The 19175-nt window shown below is 64.3% G+C and carries 17 protein-coding genes; 10 read left to right on the top strand and 7 right to left on the bottom strand.

Annotation, left to right across the window (positions count from 1 at the left end; translation table 11 throughout):
* Positions 1-44: 44 nt before the first annotated feature.
* The 6 genes from ACQPZ2_RS43850 to ACQPZ2_RS43825 form a co-directional block, all read right to left on the bottom strand.
* Positions 45-941 (bottom strand): carbohydrate ABC transporter permease, encoded by an 897-nt coding sequence (locus ACQPZ2_RS43850; RefSeq protein ID WP_433523688.1) that lies wholly within the window; start codon positions 939-941, stop codon positions 45-47.
* 39 nt (positions 942-980) lie between these two features.
* Positions 981-1910 (bottom strand): carbohydrate ABC transporter permease, encoded by a 930-nt coding sequence (locus tag ACQPZ2_RS43845; RefSeq protein WP_433523687.1) that lies wholly within the window; start codon positions 1908-1910, stop codon positions 981-983.
* A gap of 249 nt (positions 1911-2159) precedes the next feature.
* On the bottom strand, positions 2160-3065 hold the full coding sequence (locus ACQPZ2_RS43840; RefSeq protein WP_433523686.1) for a L,D-transpeptidase: 906 nt from the start codon (positions 3063-3065) through the stop codon (positions 2160-2162).
* A 384-nt stretch (positions 3066-3449) separates the two neighbouring features.
* Positions 3450-4841 carry a cytochrome P450 gene (locus ACQPZ2_RS43835; protein WP_433523685.1) on the bottom strand — a complete coding sequence of 464 codons (1392 nt, stop codon included), beginning with the start codon at positions 4839-4841 and terminating at the stop codon, positions 3450-3452.
* A 16-nt stretch (positions 4842-4857) separates the two neighbouring features.
* On the bottom strand, positions 4858-6132 hold the full coding sequence (locus ACQPZ2_RS43830; protein ID WP_433523684.1) for a serine hydrolase domain-containing protein: 1275 nt from the start codon (positions 6130-6132) through the stop codon (positions 4858-4860).
* Between the two features lie 37 nt (positions 6133-6169).
* Positions 6170-6724 (bottom strand): DUF6764 family protein, encoded by a 555-nt coding sequence (locus ACQPZ2_RS43825; RefSeq protein ID WP_433523683.1) that lies wholly within the window; start codon positions 6722-6724, stop codon positions 6170-6172.
* A 273-nt stretch (positions 6725-6997) separates the two neighbouring features.
* On the opposite strand from ACQPZ2_RS43825, the gene lppU reads away from it, so the two are divergent.
* Entirely contained in the window at positions 6998-7633 is a 636-nt protein-coding gene (gene lppU / locus ACQPZ2_RS43820) for an LppU family putative lipoprotein (RefSeq protein WP_433527696.1), read from the top strand.
* A 39-nt stretch (positions 7634-7672) separates the two neighbouring features.
* Positions 7673-9193, top strand: coding sequence for an MFS transporter (locus ACQPZ2_RS43815; RefSeq protein ID WP_433523682.1), 1521 nt, complete (start codon positions 7673-7675; stop codon positions 9191-9193).
* Positions 9194-9236: 43 nt separating this feature from the next.
* On the opposite strand, the gene ACQPZ2_RS43810 is transcribed toward ACQPZ2_RS43815, so the two are convergent.
* Entirely contained in the window at positions 9237-9908 is a 672-nt protein-coding gene (locus tag ACQPZ2_RS43810; RefSeq protein ID WP_433523681.1) for a S1 family peptidase, read from the bottom strand.
* A gap of 600 nt (positions 9909-10508) precedes the next feature.
* Between ACQPZ2_RS43810 and ACQPZ2_RS43805 the strand changes: the two genes are divergently transcribed.
* Genes ACQPZ2_RS43805 through ACQPZ2_RS43770 form a run of 8 tightly spaced genes read left to right on the top strand, consistent with a single transcriptional unit; the run spans position 10509 to position 19120 of the window.
* A complete protein-coding gene (locus tag ACQPZ2_RS43805; RefSeq protein ID WP_174566228.1) occupies positions 10509-11327 on the top strand; it encodes an MlaE family ABC transporter permease in 819 nt (272 codons plus the stop codon).
* A gap of 4 nt (positions 11328-11331) precedes the next feature.
* Positions 11332-12195, top strand: coding sequence for an ABC transporter permease (locus ACQPZ2_RS43800; RefSeq protein ID WP_433523680.1), 864 nt, complete (start codon positions 11332-11334; stop codon positions 12193-12195).
* Positions 12196-12201: 6 nt separating this feature from the next.
* On the top strand, positions 12202-13695 hold the full coding sequence (locus ACQPZ2_RS43795) for an MCE family protein (protein ID WP_433523679.1): 1494 nt from the start codon (positions 12202-12204) through the stop codon (positions 13693-13695).
* A complete protein-coding gene (locus ACQPZ2_RS43790) occupies positions 13692-14735 on the top strand; it encodes an MCE family protein (protein ID WP_433523678.1) in 1044 nt (347 codons plus the stop codon). Before ACQPZ2_RS43795 ends, ACQPZ2_RS43790 begins: the two co-directional genes overlap by 4 nt.
* Complete coding sequence (locus tag ACQPZ2_RS43785) at positions 14735-15730, top strand: MCE family protein (protein ID WP_063042480.1); 996 nt, start codon at positions 14735-14737, stop codon at positions 15728-15730. The genes ACQPZ2_RS43790 and ACQPZ2_RS43785 overlap by 1 nt, the downstream gene beginning before the upstream one ends.
* Positions 15727-16836 (top strand): MlaD family protein, encoded by a 1110-nt coding sequence (locus tag ACQPZ2_RS43780; RefSeq protein WP_433523677.1) that lies wholly within the window; start codon positions 15727-15729, stop codon positions 16834-16836. The genes ACQPZ2_RS43785 and ACQPZ2_RS43780 overlap by 4 nt, the downstream gene beginning before the upstream one ends.
* Positions 16833-17945 (top strand): MCE family protein, encoded by a 1113-nt coding sequence (locus ACQPZ2_RS43775; RefSeq protein ID WP_433523676.1) that lies wholly within the window; start codon positions 16833-16835, stop codon positions 17943-17945. The genes ACQPZ2_RS43780 and ACQPZ2_RS43775 overlap by 4 nt, the downstream gene beginning before the upstream one ends.
* Positions 17942-19120 carry an MlaD family protein gene (locus ACQPZ2_RS43770; RefSeq protein WP_433523675.1) on the top strand — a complete coding sequence of 393 codons (1179 nt, stop codon included), beginning with the start codon at positions 17942-17944 and terminating at the stop codon, positions 19118-19120. Before ACQPZ2_RS43775 ends, ACQPZ2_RS43770 begins: the two co-directional genes overlap by 4 nt.
* The last annotated feature ends 55 nt before the right edge of the window (positions 19121-19175 follow it).

Below are 19175 nucleotides of genomic sequence, written 5' to 3'. Positions count from 1 at the left end.
CGCTAGCGATTCCTTGAGGGGTGGTGGTCGGGCGGCGGGTGGGCTCAACCCTTGACCGCACCGGAGGTGAGGCCCTTGATCATGTGGCGCTGTAGCAGCAGGAAGACGATGAGGATCGGCAGCATGGTCAGCAGCGTCCCCGCCATCACCGGTCCCCAGTTGGTGACGCTCGGATTCTCGGTGTTCTGCAGCAGGGTCAGGCCGACCGGCAGTGTGGCGACCCTGGTGTCGTCGGCCATCAGGAACGGCCAGAGGTATTCGTTCCACTCGTTGACCAGCGTGACCACCGCGAAGGCCACCATTGTCGGTCCGGACATCGGCAGCACCACCCGGGTGAGCAGGCGCCACCAGTTGGCGCCGTCCATCCGGGCCGCCTCGATGACCTCCGAGGGCAGTGAGAGGAAGTGATTGCGCATCAGGAAGGTGCCGAAGGCCACCCCGCAGAGCGGAATGATGATGCCCTGGAAGGTATTTCGCCAACCCAACTGGGCGATCAGCGCGTAGTTGGAGATCACCGTGATCTGGTTGGGCACCATCAGCGCCGCGATGATCACCAGGAACACCAGGGTCTTGCCCGGAAACCGCAGGAACACCAGGCCGTACGCGCTGAACACACCGAGCACGAATTTCACCAGCGCGATGATCCCGGTGATGATCAGCGAATTGCGCAGGAAGGTCCAGAACGGCAACGTCGTGGTGGCGTCCTCGTAGTTCGCCGGATGCCAACTGTGCGGCCAGTACACCGCGGGCTGGGTGTAGATATCCGGACGCGCCTTGAACGAGGTGATGAAGATCCAGAACAGTGGAACGCCGACGATGATCAGCACACATACCATCGCGGCGTATCCGAGCACCGTCACCGCCCGCTGTCTGCGGCGATACGAAAGAGTCTCTACGCTGTTTCCATGGCGGCCTGCGCGGGTCGCTACGTGGTTACGCATGCTGCCTCCTCCGCGCCTGTCGCTCCGGCCGCGCGTGTTTCACTGCTCGCCCCGATCCATGATGCGCACCTGGACCAGCGTGACTACCAGCAGCACGAGGAACATGATGGTGGCGACCGTCGCGCCGTAGCCGGCCCGGAAGTTGCGGAAGGACTCTTCGTAGACCTGGTAGACCATGGTCGTGGTGCCGGTGCCGAGCGGCCCGCCGCGCGTCATCACATTGATGATGTCGAAGACCTGCAGCGAGTTCAGCAGCACCGTGATGGACAGGAAGAAGGTGGTCGGGCGCAGTTGTGGCAGCAGCACCTTGGTGAACGTGGTCCAGCGGCTCGCGCCGTCCATCTCGGCCGCCTCCATGAGATCGGCGCGGGTGCCCTGCAGCGCGGCCAGGTAGATGACGAAGGTGTAGCCGAGGTTCTTCCAGATATAGGTGACCGTCACCATGAACAGCGCCCAGTGCGGGTCCTGGTAGAAGTCCGGCACCTTGTCGACGCCGACGCGATGCAGTACATCCTGGACCAGACCGAAGCTGGGATCGAAGATGAACTGGAAGGCCACGCCGATGGCCGCGCCGGAGATGACGAACGGCGCGAAGATGGCCGAGCGAACCACATTGCGGCCGAACAGCTTACGGTCCAGCAATAGGGCCAGCGCCAGGCCGAGCACCATGCTGCCGACCACCGCGGCCAGGGTGAACACCACCGTATTGGTGACGATCTGCCAGGAGTCGTCGCGGCCCCACCACTCCCGGTAGTTCGCGAACCCGATGTAGGTCACGAAGTTGTCGGAGATATTGAAGTCGGTGAACGAGAGCCGGATATTGTCGGCCAGCGGGCGGTAGACGAACAGCGTCAGCAGCACCAGATTCGGCCCGAGCAACACCAGGAACAGCGCATAGTCCTGCCACGGCCGATTGCGCAGGCCACGCCCGCGCGGTTGCGGCAGTACTCGCTCCGGCCTGGTTCGCACGGCCGAAGCTTTACGGTGCGTAGCAAACGATCGGTTAACGCCGAACGCCGATACGCTGAACTTCTTGCTGGGTGTACCCGACGAGCTACCCATGTTCTCCCGCAATCAGTTCGGAGCGTTGCGCCACTCGGGAGATTAACTGGCAACTGGTCCGTCGTCCGGGAATTCCCGAACACCATCAGTTGAACAAAACGAACTCGGCCCAGGCGATCGTGCCTGGGCCGAGCTCGGACGTCGGGTTCAGCTACTTCACTCGTTCCAGTCGCCGTAGCCGTCGCGAGCGTTCAGGGTCCCGCCCTTGGTGTTCTGAACGATGACCGGGTCGCCCTTCTTGGCGTTCTCGAAGAACCACTTGGCGTTCTCGGTGCTGACGTTCAGGCAGCCGTGGCTGGCATTCGAAACACCTTGCTGCGCAACCGACCACGGGGCCGCGTGCACGAAGATGCCGCTGTTGGAGATCCGGGTGGCGTACTCGACCTCGACCTTGTAGCCCTCGGGATCGGTGGTCGGCACACCGTAGGTGGACGAATCCATGGTCATCTTGCGCAGCTGCTCGCCGACGAAGTAGGTGCCGTTCGGGGTCTCGTGCTTGGTCTTACCCATCGAGGTCGGCATCGTCATGATCTCCTCGCCGTTGCGAGTGATCGTGATGGTGTGGGTGTCGTCGTCGGCGGTGGTGATGAAGGCGTCACCGATGCGGTATGCGGTGCGGGTGCCGCCCGCCTCGACGGTCACATCGGTATTGGCCGGCCAGAACTCGTTCGGCCGCCAGCGCACCTGCTTGTCGCCGAACCAGTAGAAGTGGCCCGGCGCCGGATTCGAGGAGGTGATCCTGATGGCCTGCTCGGCGGTGGCGTGGTCGGTCACCGGATCCTTGAAGTTGATGATGACCGGCTGCGCGACGCCGACGGTCTCGCCGTCACCGGGGCTGATACTCGGCGGCGCGAAGTTCGCCGTGGCACCCGGATCGGTAGCGGTCGAGGTAGAGGAGCCGGTGCCGACACCCGGCAATGCCGGATCGGCCTGAGCCGGCGCGACGGCGGTGATGCCGACCGCGGCGATCGCCGCCGACAATAGGATGCCCTGCCGGAGTCGGCGGGCTAGCGCTCCCCGACGAGGAGCAGTCGACGTCCCGGTGTGCAAAGCGGCATGCATAAGTTTCTCGTCCAATCCATCTCTCGCCTACGCCGTGGCGCAGCGAGATCTCTCATCGGTGTGGAGCTCGCAGGGCGGTTTCACGAAGAACTTCGTGGATTCCGTGCGAACGCCCACGGAAAAACGGCGCGGGGCACACGAAGCACCCCACGGGTATATGACGCACCCGACCCTGGCGTCCTTCCTACCGTCCATGGCCATCCGTGGCCAGTGGCGTTTCGTATTGATTCGTGCTGATCACATGGTGTGGCGAGCGCCACATATGCCGTTGGGGGTCATGATCATTCGTGAAATCGGCCGGTCAGATCGGGTGAGCCTCGATGGCTCACGGCGGCCGTCAAGTCGTTCGAGCCGCAAATGAGCCAAACTCCTTCGTGAGATAAATCACGAAACGACATCGAATGGGATCGACCGATGCGGACCCGTCGCGATGTTGTGCGGTACCGACAGCGGCACTCGCCCGCGCGCATACCGCGGTGGCAATCGCAGCCGCCGTCGACCGAGAATGGTCGCGAGCACGAGCCGCAGTTCGTAGTCGGCCAGCGATGCCCCGACACACCGTCGATGCCCGCCGCCGAAGGGTGCGAACTCGTACGGCCGGTACTTGCGCTCGATGAACCGCTCCGGCCGGAAGAGCTGAGGATCCGTCCACACCGCGGGATCGGAATGCAGCAGCGGCAGCGCGATGCCCATGGTGTCGCCCGCCGCGAGCTCGACACCGCGCAATGCGAACGGCGCGGTCAGCCTGCGCAGCACGATCGGCACCGCGGGATGCAGCCGCAGTGTCTCCTGGCACACCGCGTCCAGGAACGGCAGCCCGGCCAGCTCGAGCGGGGAGGCGTCGGGGCCGGCCGCGTCCAGTTCGGCGCGCAGGCGCTGCAACGCCTCGGGTTCTCGGTGCAGATGGAACAGCGCCCACACCAGACCGGTCGCGGTGGTCTCGTGTCCGGCGACGAGCAGGGTGCGCAGTTGGTCGCACAGATCGTCATCGGTGATCGAGGTGCCGTCGTCGTAGCTGGTGGCGAGCAGTAGACCGAGAATGTCGGCGCCGCCCGTGCCGACGGCCCGGCGCCGCGCGATATCGGTCAGGATCAGCTCGTCGAGCCGCTCGCGCGCGGCGACGAACCGATCCCACGGCGCCCGGCCGAACAGCCCGCGGCGCAGTGCGGGCACCAGCATCAGCGGTCCGGAGTAGGCGGTGAGGAATTCCGCGATCGCGGCGGTGTATTCGGCGCGGCGCTCGCGGCTGTCCACCCCGAATACCGCCTCCAGAATCACCCGCAAAGTGATCGCCCTGGCTGCCGCCCGCGAGTCGATGCGCGTGCCCGGTGTCCAGGCCGGGCGAGATTCGCCTGTGCTGCCGGATATTTCGGCGATGGTGGACTCGCGGATGAGTTCGCCGTAGGCGCGGATCCGCGCACCGTGGAACGCGGGTGCGAGCAATGCCCGATCGCGCCGATGTCGTTCGCCCGCGGCCAGGATGAGCGATGCGGAGCCGACCAGCGGTTCGATCGGATTCGGTAGCGGCGGTTCGAGCAGATCGGTCGGCGCGCGGAAGAATTCGCGGGCACCGTCGGCCGTGCCGGTGAACAGCGCCGCGCCGAAACCGGGAAACCGCACGTAGAACGGATCGCCCTCGCGTTCGCGCCGCCAACGGAAGTACCGCTCGAAATCGATGCCCGCCGCCAGTGCGTGCGCAACCACCATTCTCGGTGCTCGCGGCGTCGAAGACGCGGCGTCCAGCGCCGTTTCCCCGGATGCGTCCGCGTGCTCCATATCTATAGCTACGAACTCACGCCGGTCCCGGTTCGACCGCCCCCTTCGGGCGCCCCCTGCGCACCGTGTGCTCGGCGAGGGCGGCCAAGCGCGCGAGCCGGGCGTCCCCGAGCGCGGTCACCGCATTGCCGAGCCGGTTGGTGACGAAAGCGATAGACATGCCCAGTTCCGGATCGGCATAGGCGCCCGAACCGCCGAGTCCGTAGTGGCCGAAGGCTTTTCGCGGCTGCTGCTTGGACATCACGACCGGACGGTGATAGCCGAGGGTGAATTTCAGCGGCACCCCGAGCACATAGTCGCGGCTGTCGGCCCGCTGCGTCTCATTGATGATCGCGATCGTCTCCGGTCGCAGAAACTGCACCGCGTCGATGGCGTGACCACCGCGTTCGGGATCCAACGCCTCGACCCGCCCCTTATTCGCGAGGGCCCCGTACATTCTGGCCAGTGCGCGCGCCGAGAAGACACCGTTCCAGCCCGGCATCACCGCATCGTGCACGCGCGGATCGCGGACGAGTTCGTCGAAGCTCTCCGGCATCCCCGCCTCGGCGAGTCCGCGCACCGGCCGCACCCAGGACAGCACCGATGACGCGGTGTTCCAACGGATTCCGGGTGGATTCAGATGCGGAAAGATCTTGGCGATCCGATAGCGCTCGGATTCCGGTACCCGGAACCAGAATTCGTCATAGCCGAGTGGCTCCGCGATCTCGCGCCGCACCACATCGGTGAACGGATCACCGGTCACGCGCTGCACGATCTCGGCCACCAGCCAGCCGAAGGTGATCGCGTGATAGCCCGATGTGCGGATGCGCCGCGGGTCGGCTGGGCTCTCGGCCAGCGCGGTCACCACGGCGTCGTAGTCGAGGATGCCCTCCCGGCCGGGGACCAGGCCGCGCACCCGGTGCAGTCCGGCGCGGTGTGAGAGCACATCGCGCACCGTTATGTCGTCCTTGCCGTGTGCGCCGAACTCCGGCCAGTAGGTGGTGACCGGGGCTTCGTATTCGATCTGCCCGCGCTCGGCCAGCCGGTGCACCACGGTCGCGGCGACGCCCTTGCCGGTGGAAAAGGTGAGCGCGACATTCTCGCCGTTCCAACGTCGATCCTTGGCCGCCCAGCCCGCCCAGATATCGACGACGGGTCGACCGTCGAGATAGATCGCGAGCGCACCGCCGCCGCGCGTCGGCTGGGCGAACATGCCGAAGAAATGATCCGCGAGGCGGACGAATCTCGGATCGACGAGCATCTCCAGTGGCGCGGCTGGCCATCGGTCCGGTGTGGGGAAGGCTGAAACCATGGGTCACACCTCCTGCTGGCTGGCTGGGGCCGAATTCTCAGCCTAACTCGGATCGTGGCGTTTGCCAGCGACCGAAAGGCGTGGTCAGACAGGTCGCACCGGTTGCCGAATTCCACGCGAAGGCCGCCGTGCCCAGGCACACCACCGCGCTGTCGGCGGTCGCGACCTGTGCGCGCGAGCCGTCGAAGGCGATCGATACCGCGAACAGCGGGGTCGGCGGGCTCGGTTGGTCGGTCTCGGAATCCGTTGCCGGAGCGACGATCGAGGTCAGCGCGACGGCATCGGCGCCGAAGCCGAGCGCGATCGGAATTCCACCGACTCCGTCGCTGGCGCCGACACCGCCCGCCGCGCCGATGCCGAGCGCGGCGGCACCCAGGCCGGCTCGGGCATAGCCGACTCCGTCGTATCCGGCCGCCCGTGCCCGGCCGAGGGATTCGGCCGTGGCCCGGCATGCGGTGCTTCCGTCGATCACGGTGACATCCGTGCCGCCGTCGGAAGCGCAGTGCACATCGGTTGCCGAGGCCATTGCGGGGAGGATCAGCGCGGCGCCGAACGTTGCGGCGGTGCAAGTGATCGCGCTGATCAGCTTCACGGACGAACTCCTCTCACACCGGAAACCCCACCATACTCAGATCGGTTGCTGTGACACCGATTCCGCTGGTCCGCCGCGGTGCCACAGTGATCGAACCAACATTGGGGCCGGCACTGCGCTTCTCCGATGCGGTTGCTGCCGACTCGACGCACCTGCGCTCGGTGGTGTATGCATGGCGTGGTATTTCACGCTTTGCTAGATCACTTCGGATTCCGACGGGGGTATGAGTTCGGAGCGTTACAGCCGGGAGGACTGTAAGTGTCTCGTCAACCGATCTCGGGTCGCCTCGCGACGGCGGCCATCGCCGCGGTCTCCGTCGTCGCCGCGCTCTCGCTAGCGGGCTGCGGCAATAAAATCAGCGGCAATGCCCAGCCCGCCATAAACGGGACCATCGATGCGGTCTCGTCCACCAACACGCCGAAAACCTCAGGGGCCAGGCCCACCACCAGCGCCCGCCCGTCCTCCGGTAAGCCGACGGCGACCACATCGGCGACCAAGGGCGGCAGCACCGATTTCCAGGCCAATGTCGGTGACTGCGTGACGCTCGGCGGCACCACCGATAACGCCACCATCGCCAAGGCCTCCTGTGGCAGCCGGGCCTCGAACTACAAGGTCATCGGCAAGGCGGCGACCAGTTCGCAGTGTGTAGCCGACCGCGACTCCGCCTACTTCGAAACTCTGAACGGCCTGCAGCAGGGCGCGATCTGCCTGGATATCGACTGGGTGGTCGGTGGCTGCATGGATATCAGCGGCGAGGATCCCAAGCGCATCGACTGCACCGAACGCGTCAGCCAGGGCGTGAAGGTGACCAATATCCAGCAGGGCGCCGACGATGCCAGCGTCTGCGGCAGCAGCAGCGGCTTCGAGTACCCGACGCGGCGCTTCGTGGTCTGCGTCCAAAATCTCTGACGCCCACGAAGACAGGCCGGTAGCGGCTACGTTTGGTCCGTGAGTGCTGAGTTACCCCGGCTGGGTTCGGCTACCGGCCGCTGGATCCTGCTGGCCACTATCCTCGGTTCGTCGGTGGCCTCACTGGATGCCACCGTCGTCAATATCGCGCTGCCGCGCATCGGCGAATCCCTCGACACCGATGTCGCGGGCCTGCAGTGGACGCTCAACGGCTACACGCTGACCCTGGCCTCGTTCATCCTGCTCGGCGGCTCGCTCGGCGATCGTCTCGGCCGCCGCAAGGTGTTCGTCTGGGGTGTCATCGGTTTCGCGCTGGCCTCGGTGCTCTGTGGTGCCGCGGTGAATATCGAGATGCTCGTCGTCGCCCGTATCCTGCAGGGCGTTGCGGGTGCGATGCTCACCCCCGGCAGCCTGGCGCTGATCTCCTCATCCATCGATCAACGCGATCAGGGTGCGGCGATCGGCCTGTGGTCCGGCTTCGGTGGCGTCGCGGGTGCACTCGGTCCGTTCCTCGGCGGCTGGCTGATCGAGTTGGCCGGCTGGCAGTCCATCTTCTTCATCAATGTGCCGCTCGCGGTGGTCGTCGTACTCGTCACGCTGCGGCATGTGCCGGAGAGCCACGACCCGAATGCCTCGGCGCGACAGGATGTTCCGGGTGCGGTGGTGGTCGCGGTGGCACTCGGCGCGTTGACCTTCGGTCTGATCGATGCGATGCCGCTGCTGGTGGTCGCCGGTCTGCTGCTGCTCACGGTCTTCGTGGTGATCGAAATGCGCAGCGATCATCCGCTGGTGCCGCCTTCGCTGTTCGCTGGGACATTTTCGCCGGGCGCGGGGCCCTCCGTGGTTACGCAGGCTGCCTCCTCCGGGCCCGTCGCTTCCGGCGGTCGGGTCTTCACCGCCGCGAATCTGGTCACCCTCGCGGTCTACGCCGCGCTCGGCGGTGTCTTCTTCCTTCTGGTCATGCAGCTGCAACTGGTGGCGAAATACACGCCACTGATGTCGGGGGTGGCGACCGTTCCGGTCACATTGATCATGCTGGTGCTTTCCGCGCCCGCGGGTCGTTGGGCGCAGGTGCACGGTGCGCGTATTCCGATGACGGTCGGTCCGCTGCTCGCCGCGATCGGCCTGGTATTTCTGCTGCGCATCGGACCCGACACCACCTACCTGACCGATGTACTCCCTGGCGTGCTGGTCTTCGGTTTCGGCCTGTCGATATTGGTCGCGCCACTCACCGGTGCGGTACTCGGCGCGGTGCCCGCCAGTGAGGCGGGTATCGCCTCCGGGGTGAACAATGCCGTGGCCCGTACCGCCCAGCTGCTCGCGGTCGCCGCGCTGCCCGGGCTCGCAGGCATCTCCGGATCGCTCGGCGACCCAGTGGAATTCGACCGCGGCTTCGGCGTCGCGATGTGGATCTGCGTCGGCCTGCTGGTGGCCGGTGCGCTGATCGCGGCGGTACTACTGCGCGCCCCGCGCCGCGCCGCGACACTGGACAACGTCGACTGCATGCCGCAGTGCGGGGTGGCGGGTCCGGCGCTGGCGCCGCTGCACAAAACAGAATGAGCGGGTCATTCGACCCGCTCATTCGGCATTCGACTGATCCTGGCTAGATCGGGTTGAAGCCCGCCCCGACGCTGCCACGGGCATTGATATCGCCCATGATCGAGCTCATATTGGTGCCGACCTCGGGTCCGAAGCAGGCGATGGCGAGATACGCGTTCACCATCCCGACCAGCGTGGTGCCGACGACGACCGGTGCCCCGGAATCGCCCTCCACCACACACATCTGCGACCAGGTCTCCATGTTCGTGCCGAACAGGTCACCGTAGGCGATGCCGCAGGTATTGCCGGTGGTGCGGCCCTCCTTGCAGACGATCATCGGGAACTGGGCCGGGCCGCCGATGTTGGTGATGGTGACATTGCCGATCCGGTTCACCGGGGTGATCTTGGCCGGATCGAATTGGATGATGGCGTAGTCGAGATCGTGGTTGGAGTAGACGAACCGGCCGATCACGCCTGCGCCGCGGTCGAGTTCGGCGTACACCTGAGCGCCCGGGTCGCCGCAGTGTCCCGCGGTCAGGCCGACCAACCGGCCCCCGCCGTCGTAACCGACCGTCGTGACAGTGCATTCGAACTGATTATCGATAATGATTCCCGACCCACCGCCGATGACGGGTGGCCCCGCGGCCTCCGCGGTCCCGGCCCCCGTCGCGACCAGTGCCGCACCAAGAGCTACGGCGAAGGCAGCGTTGGCCACCTTGGCGAGTTTGCTGAACATGTCCCTCCAGACGTCGGAAGTCCGCACGATATCAATCTGTCGCACCCATCGTGTCAGTATTCGGCTCCGGGCGCGTCCTCTATCCGTAGCGATCACTTGCGGGTCGCTCGAAACGGTCTGCTGCCCGATGACGAACGCGTCGGCGAGAACCGCACTTTTCGACATTTTGGATGCAGCGTCTCATTTTCTCGCGATAGCGAAAGTCTATTACTGCAATCATCACAAAGTGACCGATTGTGTTTCGGTTGTATGTTGATCGGTACCGTAGAAGCCATTCGAATCGCGCGCATATTTTGCATGAATATTATCCGCGAAAATAGTCTAACAGGCCATATGCGGTGCTGATCGGAGCCGGTGGAACAGTACGTGCTCTAGAAGTATCACCGTTAACTTTGGGACCTGTCCCAAAGGTCGAGCCACTGCTCATTGCGTTTTCCCTACAGTGACTCCAATCTATGACTGCGATCACACGGCGGTGGGTGTGTTCTGGGCTACTCCGTAGTAAGGTGCCTCAAGCAAACAAGTCGTCGGGGTTTGGTTACCGGCGTCGAGAGGGGTTAGCCAGTGCAGTCGACCAAGAGTCCACCAGCGCAGTCACGGATGAGTGACGCGGTCGATTGGACGAAGGCCTACTGGGAAGACCATCCGAAACGCTCCTTGGAGACCTTCGGCAGACAGATCACGATGGGGTTCGCGGCGGTCGCGGAGTTGTTCATCGCGATATTCCGCCGCCGCTTTCCTTATCGTGAGTTCATCCGCCAATGCGCGTTCATGTCCAGTGTCGCCGCGGCACCGACGCTGCTGGTCGCCATCCCGATCGGCGTGATCGTTTCCATCCAGGTCGGCGCGGTCGCCAGTCAGGTCGGTGCGACCTCGTTCATCGGCGCGGCGAACGGTCTCGGCATCATCCAGCAGGGTGCGCCGCTGGTCACCTCGCTGATGATCGCGGGTGCGGTCGGTTCGGCGATCACCGCCGATCTCGGTTCCCGCACCATCCGCGAAGAGATCGACGCGATGCGGGTGATGGGGGTGGATCCGCTGCGTCGTCTGGTCGCGCCCCGGCTCGGTGCGGCGATGCTGGTCAGCGTATTGCTGTGCGGCTTTGTCGTATTCGTCGGATTTTTGACTGGCTACATTTTCAATATTTTCGCGCAGAACGGCACTCCGGGTTCCTATATCGGCACCTTCTCCTCGTTCGCCGTCACCATCGATCTGCTTGTCGCACTGGTGAAATCGTTGATCTTCGGGTTGCTCGCTGCGATCATCGCCTGTGATACCGGGCTCAATACCCGGGGCGGTCCGGGCGGAGTCGCCAACTCGGTGAACTCCGCGGTGGTCAGTTCCGCCATCATGTTGTTCGGCGTGAACTTGATCATCACCCAGATCTACAACGTTCTCCTCCCCCCACAGGTGGTCTGAGCCGGTGTCAACAACCTATGTACCGCCGCTGCTGCGGCCACTTCGGCACATAAAGAAGTCCGCGCAGGTCCCGGTGGATATGGTTGCCCGTCTGGGGCACCAGGTGTTCTTCTTCCTGCGGTCGGTGGGCTCGATCCCGTTGGCGCTGCGGCACTATCCGAAGGAAGTCTGGCGGCTGCTTTCGGATGTCACCTGGGGCAACGGCAGCCTGGTCGTCGGTGGCGGCACCATCGGCGTCATCCTCATCCTCAGCGCGTTCGGCGGGATGACGGTCGGCATCCAGGGCTATACCTCGCTGAATCTGCTCGGCCTGAGCCCGATCACCGGCGCCATCTCCGCATTCGCGACCACCAGGGAGTTGGGGCCGCTGCTCGCGGCACTCGCCTTCGCCGCCCAGGCCGGCTGTCGATTCACCGCTCAGCTCGGCGCGATGCGGATCTCCGAGGAGATCGACGCGCTCGAGTCGATCGCGATCCGGCCGCTGCCGTATCTGGTGAGCACCAGGATGTTCGCGGCGATGATCGCCATCGTTCCGCTCTACTGCCTGGGCCTGGCCATGGCCTACATTTCCTGCTCGCTCACGGTGCAGCTGATCGGCAACACCTCCAGCGGTACCTACGCGCACTACTTCTATCAGTTCCTGATACCGACAGACGTGCTCTACTCACTGGCCAAGGCGATGGTGTTCGTCGCGATCACCACGTTCATCCAGTGCTACTACGGCTTTTTCGCCTCGGGTGGTCCGGAGGGCGTGGGTGTCGCGGCCGGTCGGGCCATCAAGATGTGCATCATCATCGTGGTTTTCGCGGACCTGTTCATGACATTGGCGATCTGGGGCGTCAATCCCGGCATCCGGATCTCGGGGTAGGACGAGATGATCATCGATCCCAGTGGGCGTGGCCCCACCATGCGACAACTGTTGGTCGCCGGCGTATGCGGACTCGTCGTCTTCGCGCTGATCCTCGGCTTCCTGATGGCGAGATACCAAGGCTATTTCGTGCCGAAGGTGCATGTGGTCGCCGATGTGGGCGACACCGGTGACGGACTGCCCAGCGAGGCCGACGTGAAGTTCCGCGGCGTGCTGGTCGGTGTGGTCGAGCATGTCGATGTCGTCGACAAGGGTGCGCGGCAGAAGGTGAAGATCGACCTCAAACCGGAGTTCGCCGGCGACATCCCGGCGAACGTGACCGCCCGGGTGGTGCCGAGCAACCTGTTCGCCGTCACCTCGGTGGAATTGGTCTTCAACGGTCCTGCGGACACGTACCTGCGCGAGGGCTCGATCATCAAGCAGGACGAGAGCCAGGGCACCATCGCGCTGCAGGACACCCTCACCAAGGTCCGGACCGTCCTCACCAAAATCGACCCGGTCCAGTTCGGCCGGGTGCTCGGTACGCTCTCTCAGGCGCTGGACGGCAGCGGCCGGATGCCGGGATCCACCATCGAGCGGCTGGACAAGTGGCTGACTTCGGTGGACGAGTCCATCCCCGATCTCGGGGTGCTGCTCGATGATTTCTCGGCCTCGGCTCATGCGCTCAATGAGTCCGCGCCCGAATTGCTCGATGTCCTCGGCAGTTCGGTGAAGACCGCGCAGACCATCGCCGATCACCGGTCCCAGCTGGTCGCCCTGATCAGCGGTACGGCGGGCACAGTGGATACGGTCAACGGCCTGTTCGCCCGCAACGGTGATATCGGTAAGCAGGTCACGGCGGGGACCAGCGATATGTTCGGCGCGCTTGCCTCGGATGCGAATTCGATTCCGGACACCATCGCCTCGCTGAACAACTCGCTGCGCAAGTTGAATACGACCTTCCACTGGGGTCCGCAGCGGCAGATGGTCTGGAATGCCGGTGCGACACTCACCCCGTACCGGCCCTACGAACAGGCCGACTGCCCGCGCTACGGAAATCTGGCCGGACCGAGCTGTGCCACCGCACCGGCAGTCTCCGATCCTGGCTATCTGCCTGACTCGATGAAGCCGCGTTCGCTGGAAACCGCGCAGGGCTTGGCGAAACTGCCACTGCCCGCGGGCTTCCCGGAGATCCCTGGTCTCACCTCGCCGGGTGATCCGCTCGCGACGACCTCGGCCGAGCCGAAGCCGGCCAGCCCGTTCGCGGGTACGCCGCTGGAGGGACTGTTCCCGAATCTCGCGCCGCCGGCGCCGGGTGCGCAGCCCTCCGCCGACCAGCCCGCGGCTCCGGCCGTGCCAGTCCAACCGGCGAGTGCGCCCGCAAGCGCCGGTCCGATTTCGTACGAAGGAGATGCCGCGATCGTGGCGCTGCTCGGTCGTCGGCCGACGGCGGCCGAATATCTGCTGCTGGGTTCGGCAATGCGCGGGGGCACCCTGCAGGTTCGAGGTGCGGTCGAATGAGCATCCGTAAACCGCTGATCGGCTTCGGCCTCTTCGCGATCGTCTCGATCCTGGTCACCGTCGTCGTCTGGAATACGCTCGCGCGGGTCGTGGAGGGTGATACCAATACCTACACCGCGACCTTCAGCGATGTGCTCGGCCTGCGCGAGGGCGATGACGTCCGGATGGCGGGTGTGCGGGTCGGCAAGGTCGAAAAGATCGAACTCACCCGGGATTCCAAGACCAAGAAGTCCGTCGCCGATGTGACCTTCATCGTGCAGCGCAACCAGACGGTGTACGACGACACCAAGGCGCTGGTGCGTTACCAGAACCTGATCGGCCAGCGTTATGTCGCGCTGGCCCCGGGCAAGGCGGCGAGCCCCGCGGCGTTGAAGAACAAGGCCACCATTCCGCTCGAGCGCACCGAACCGTCCTTCGATGTGTCCGGACTGCTCAACGGATTCCAGCCGCTGTTCCAGGTGTTGCAGCCCGAGCAGGTGAACCGGCTCTCGGAGACCTTCATCCAGGCATTGCAGGGTGACCGAGTTTCGTTGAGCGCGTTCATCACTCAGGCCGCCACCCTGGCCACGGATTTCCAGCGCCGAGACGCGATTCTCAGCGATGTGATCACCAACCTCAGCGGCGTGATGTCGGGGTTGGCCAAGCGAGGTGATGAATTGGAGACCCTGGTTACCCAGACCCGGGCACTGATCGGCGGCCTGTACGACCAGGGCCAGTCGCTGCAATCGTCCACGGTGCAGATCGCGGACGCGACCAGCGGACTGGTGGACATGATGGGCAAGATCCAGCCGAAGCTGGCCACCGCACAGGATTCGACGAGCGCGGCGCTGACAATGCTGATCGCCAATGGCGCCAAACTCGACCAAGCCGCGATCGACCTGCCCGCGGCGCTGTCCGCCCTCGGCAAGTTCACCCAGGACGGCGCCTACGCGAATGCGTACTTCTGCAAGCTGGACGTCTCGCTATACGGCATCCTGCTCCCCCGCGGTCTGCTCCCACAGATCGGTGGCAACGGACAGTCGGCGGTGTGCCGCCCATGATGACCAAGATCAAGGACAGCTTCAACGGCAACCGCTACTTCTGGCTGGGTGTCATCGGTGGCGTCCTCATCATCGTGCTGCTGCTCGGCTCGAGCGCTTACAAGCTGATCGGCGTCGGTGAGAAGACGGTCAAGGCCGAGTTCGTGCAGACCGCCGGGGTCAAGGTCGGCGACAAGGTCAATGTGGCCGGTGTCCCGAGCGGACATGTGGCCGGTGCGAAGCTGGAGAACGGGCATATCCTGCTCACTCTCAGCGTGAACGACGATGTGAAGCTCGGACCGGATGCCAGGGCCTCGATCAAGATGGCCACGTTGCTCGGCGCGCGCTACGTCGATCTCGATCCGGGCGACGGGTCGGGATTGAAGAACGGCCGAATCCCGTTGTCCAACACTTCGGTTCCGTACAACCTGGCCGATGTGGTCGAGTACGGCACGCCGAAGTTCGAGGCGCTCGACACCAAGCAGCTGGCCACTTCGCTCGATCTGATCAACAAGCAGTTGGGCGATTCGCCCGCGCTGACGGCGCAGGCGCTGGACAGCGTCGGCGCGCTGGCGAAGGTGATGGATTCGCGCAAGGCGGAGGTCGACAGCCTGCTGAAGGATCTCGACCGGGTCACCAGGATTCTCGGCGACAACCGCAACAGCGTGCTGTTGGTAATCACCCAGGGCGAGGCCATCGCCAACCGGGTGATGGAACGGCAGAGCCTGCTGCGCCAGCTGCTCGACAATGTCTCGACGCTGAGCCGCCAGCTGCAGGAGATCGGTGCGGCCAATAACAACCAGCTCGGCCCGACCATCGAGCAGCTGAACACCATGGCGGAGGGCCTGCAGAAGAACAAGGACAACCTCGACCGGATGTTGCAGATCATGCCGGTGTCGGTGCGCACTTTCAACAACGCGTTCGGCAACGGTCCGTATGGTGAGGTCGGCCTCCCCTGGCTCTTCCCCGACAATTGGTTGTGCTTCGCCCACATGATCGAGGGGTGCAAGGGATGAGACTGATGCGAATCAACCTGCGCCGGGCGGCCAAACCACTGATGATCAGCGCCGCAGCCTTGGCTATCGGTAGTTGCTCGCTGGTGCCGAGTTCGGTGGACAGCGCGCTGGGCAACACGATGACGATCACCGCGGACTTCGAGAACATCGCGGGTGTCTTCGAGGGCAATCCGGTCACGGTGCTCGGCCTGCAAGTCGGCAAGATCGACAAGATCATTCCCAAGGGCACGCTGGTCGAGGTGCACATGACGATCGACAAGGATGTCAAGATCCCGAAGGACGCGATGGCAGCGGTCGTTTCGCCGTCCATCGTGACCGACCGGCACATCGAACTCACCCCTGTCTATACCCAGGGTGAGGCCATGTCCAACGGTGCGCATCTGCCGAAGGCGAAGACCAAGACGCCGGTCGAGCTGGACACAATGCTCAAGACCATCGATCAGTTCGCCGCCGCGCTGGAGCCGAAACCGGGTGGTCCCGAGGGCATCGGCCCGCTGTCGGGTCGGGTGCTCTATCCGATGTTGAACGGCAACGGCGAGAAGATGCGTGACACCCTGAACGCGCTCTCCGGCGCGTTGAAGGTCGGCGTCGACAACAAGGACGCGGTTGCCAGCATCATTGTCAAATTGAACGAGCTGACCACGATGTTGGCCGAAAACGACCAGTCCGTACGCGATTTCAGCAATCGCATGACGCAGATGACCGGACTGCTCGCCGATCAGGCCCCCGGCCTGCAGGCCACGCTGCAGCAGCTCAACGACTTCCTGGCCAATACGAGCTCGGTCTTCGTGCAGTACCAGGATCAGCTGGGCAGTTCGCTGGCGGGTCTGACCAAGGTGACCGATCAGTTGCGTGCCAACGCCCGCGGCCTCACCGAGGTCGTCGACATCGCGCCGCTGCTCATGCAGAACCTGGACCGGTCGATGAACCGGGAATTGGGTTACGTCCGGCTGCACGGCAACCTGCCGACCTTCCTCAACGGCGAACTGCTGAGCGTGTTCTGTGAACGGATTCAAATGCGCTCGGATGGTTGCCGGACCGGCAAACTGGAGGACCTCGGTCCGGACCTTGGTGTTACGGCGGCACTGCTGGGGATGACCAAATGAGCGACCGGTTCACATCGAAAGCCCGCCGCGCACTGATCGCGCTGGCCGCGGCATCGGGGGTCGCCATCACCTCCGGTTGTGGTCTCACGGTGGAGAGCCTGCCGCTGCCCAAACCGGGCGCGAGCGGTGAAACCTACACCCTGCATGCGAAATTCGAGAACGCGCTGAACCTGCCGGATCAGGCGAAGGTGAAGATCGGTGGCTCCGATGTCGGTGTGGTCTCCAATATCAAGACCAAGAACTTCGAGGCCATTGTCGATCTGAAGATCAGCAAGGACATCGAACTGCCGGTCGGCAGTACCGCGGAACTACGCCAGGCCACCCCGCTCGGTGACGTGTTCGTCGCGGTGTCCAAGCCCAAGCCCGAACCGGCTCCGGGGTCTCCGATGCTGCACGACGGCGAGACCCTCGGCCGAGATAAGACCTCGGCGGGCGCCACCGTCGAGGAGTTGTTGATCTCGGTTTCCATGTTGTTCAATGGCGGTGGCGTGGCCGCGCTGACCAAGCTGACCTCGGAGATGGATTCCATCGTTGGTGGTCGCGGCGATCAGATAGCGCATCTGATCAATGAAATGACCGGCGTGGTAGGCAGTTTGAACGACAACAGCGCCCGGGTGGACAGCGTGCTCGCCCAGTTCAGCTCGCTCGCCAATACCATCGAGGGCAGGCACGCGGAATTGGGTCAGGTCGCCGATACGTTGCCGCAGATGATCGGCGCCGTCGCGGAGAACAACCGGGCCATCGGTGATCTGCTGCAGAAGATTTCGGTGACCAGCGCGGCGCTCGGCGACTATGCCAACACCTCCAGCGACCAACTGAGCGATCTACTCGACAATGTGCACAAGCTGATGAACGCCCTGTCGCAGACCGAGCAGAACTTCGGTCCCGCATTGGATGCGCTGCGCGAAATACGTGGCCCGATCGACGCGTCCTTCCGCGGTAACAGCCTCGCTGTCTACGCCACCGTCACCAATATCCACAACTTCAGCTTGTTGTCGGATCCGGCGCAGGGCAAGTTCTTCGACGGCCGCGATCTGAGCGACTTCGCGGGCAGCCTGATCACCGTTCTGCAGGCGATTCAAGGACGACTGCAGGGGGGTCACCGATGAGTTGGCTCGGCAAATTGATGCAGCGCAAGATGCTGCTGTCCACTATCGGCCTGGTGCTGGTGTTCGTCGTCGGAGCCAGCTATCTGCTGGTGACCGTCATGCGGGTGAATCCACTGAAGTCGACCTATGCCGTCACGGTGAACCTGGACCGCTCCGGTGGTCTGCAGCCGGGCAACGATGTGACCCTGCGGGGTTATCGCATCGGCAAGGTGACCTCGATCGAGTTGGTCGATCGAGGTCAATCCATCGCCGCGAAGGCCGAAATCGACAGCAAGTACAAGATTCCGGCCGACACCAAGATATCGGTGGGCGCGCTCTCCGGTGCCGGTGAGCAGTACATCGACTTCCGGCCGAATTCCGAGCAGGCGCCGTTCCTGAAGGACGGTGCGGTCATCGAATTCGATGCGGAGAAGATCAAGACCCCGACCCCGATCTGGTCGGTGCTCGACAACTCCAGAGCGCTGATCGATCAGGTCGATCCGGATAAGTTCAGCGTCATCCTTGCCAACCTGGACACCGCGCTCAGTGGCGGCCCGGATCAGTTGCGCGGCATGGTGAACGGCATCAGCCTGGCCATGGCCGGTTTCGACAATCTGCTGCCACAGACCCAGAATCTGATCACCAACCTGCGCACCATCGCGAACACCACCTCGATGGCACAGCCCGATCTCGCGACGCTGACCCGCAATTCGGGCCAGCTGTTCGACCAGTTCAACAATGCCAACGGTGAACTGCAGGCGGTGCTGGAGAAGGCGCCGGGACAGCTGAGGAGTCTCGGTGCGGTGCTGGACAAGACCGCCGATCCGATCACCAGTCTCGCGGCCAACTTCGCGGCGATGACGCGGGCCGCGCAGCTGCGGATTCCGGCGCTGCAGGCGCTGTTCCCCTCACTGAACATCGGGTTGTCCGCGGCTGGAGTGCCGGCGCACGACAACGAGTTCCACGCTGTCGCGGATATCTGGGTTCGGCCGATCTGCCAGTACAAGCACACGCCGATTCGCAATGAGGTGGTCCAGGACGGCTCGCTGCCCAAATGGAACTACTGCGAGAATCCGCCGCCCGGACTGCAGGTGCGCGGTTCGGCGAATGCCCCGCGCCCGAATGTGCCGGACAATGGCGCGCAGATGCCGCCGGGCGCGGATCCGAATGAAATGACCCCGCCGCCGCTGCGGTGAACCGAACACTGCGGCGAGTTGACACAGCGAGCGGTACGTATTCGACGGTGAGTTA

Source organism: Nocardia pseudovaccinii (genome assembly GCF_050942345.1).
GTDB lineage: Bacteria > Actinomycetota > Actinomycetes > Mycobacteriales > Mycobacteriaceae > Nocardia > Nocardia pseudovaccinii.
This window is presented reverse-complemented; position numbering and strand designations above follow the sequence as displayed.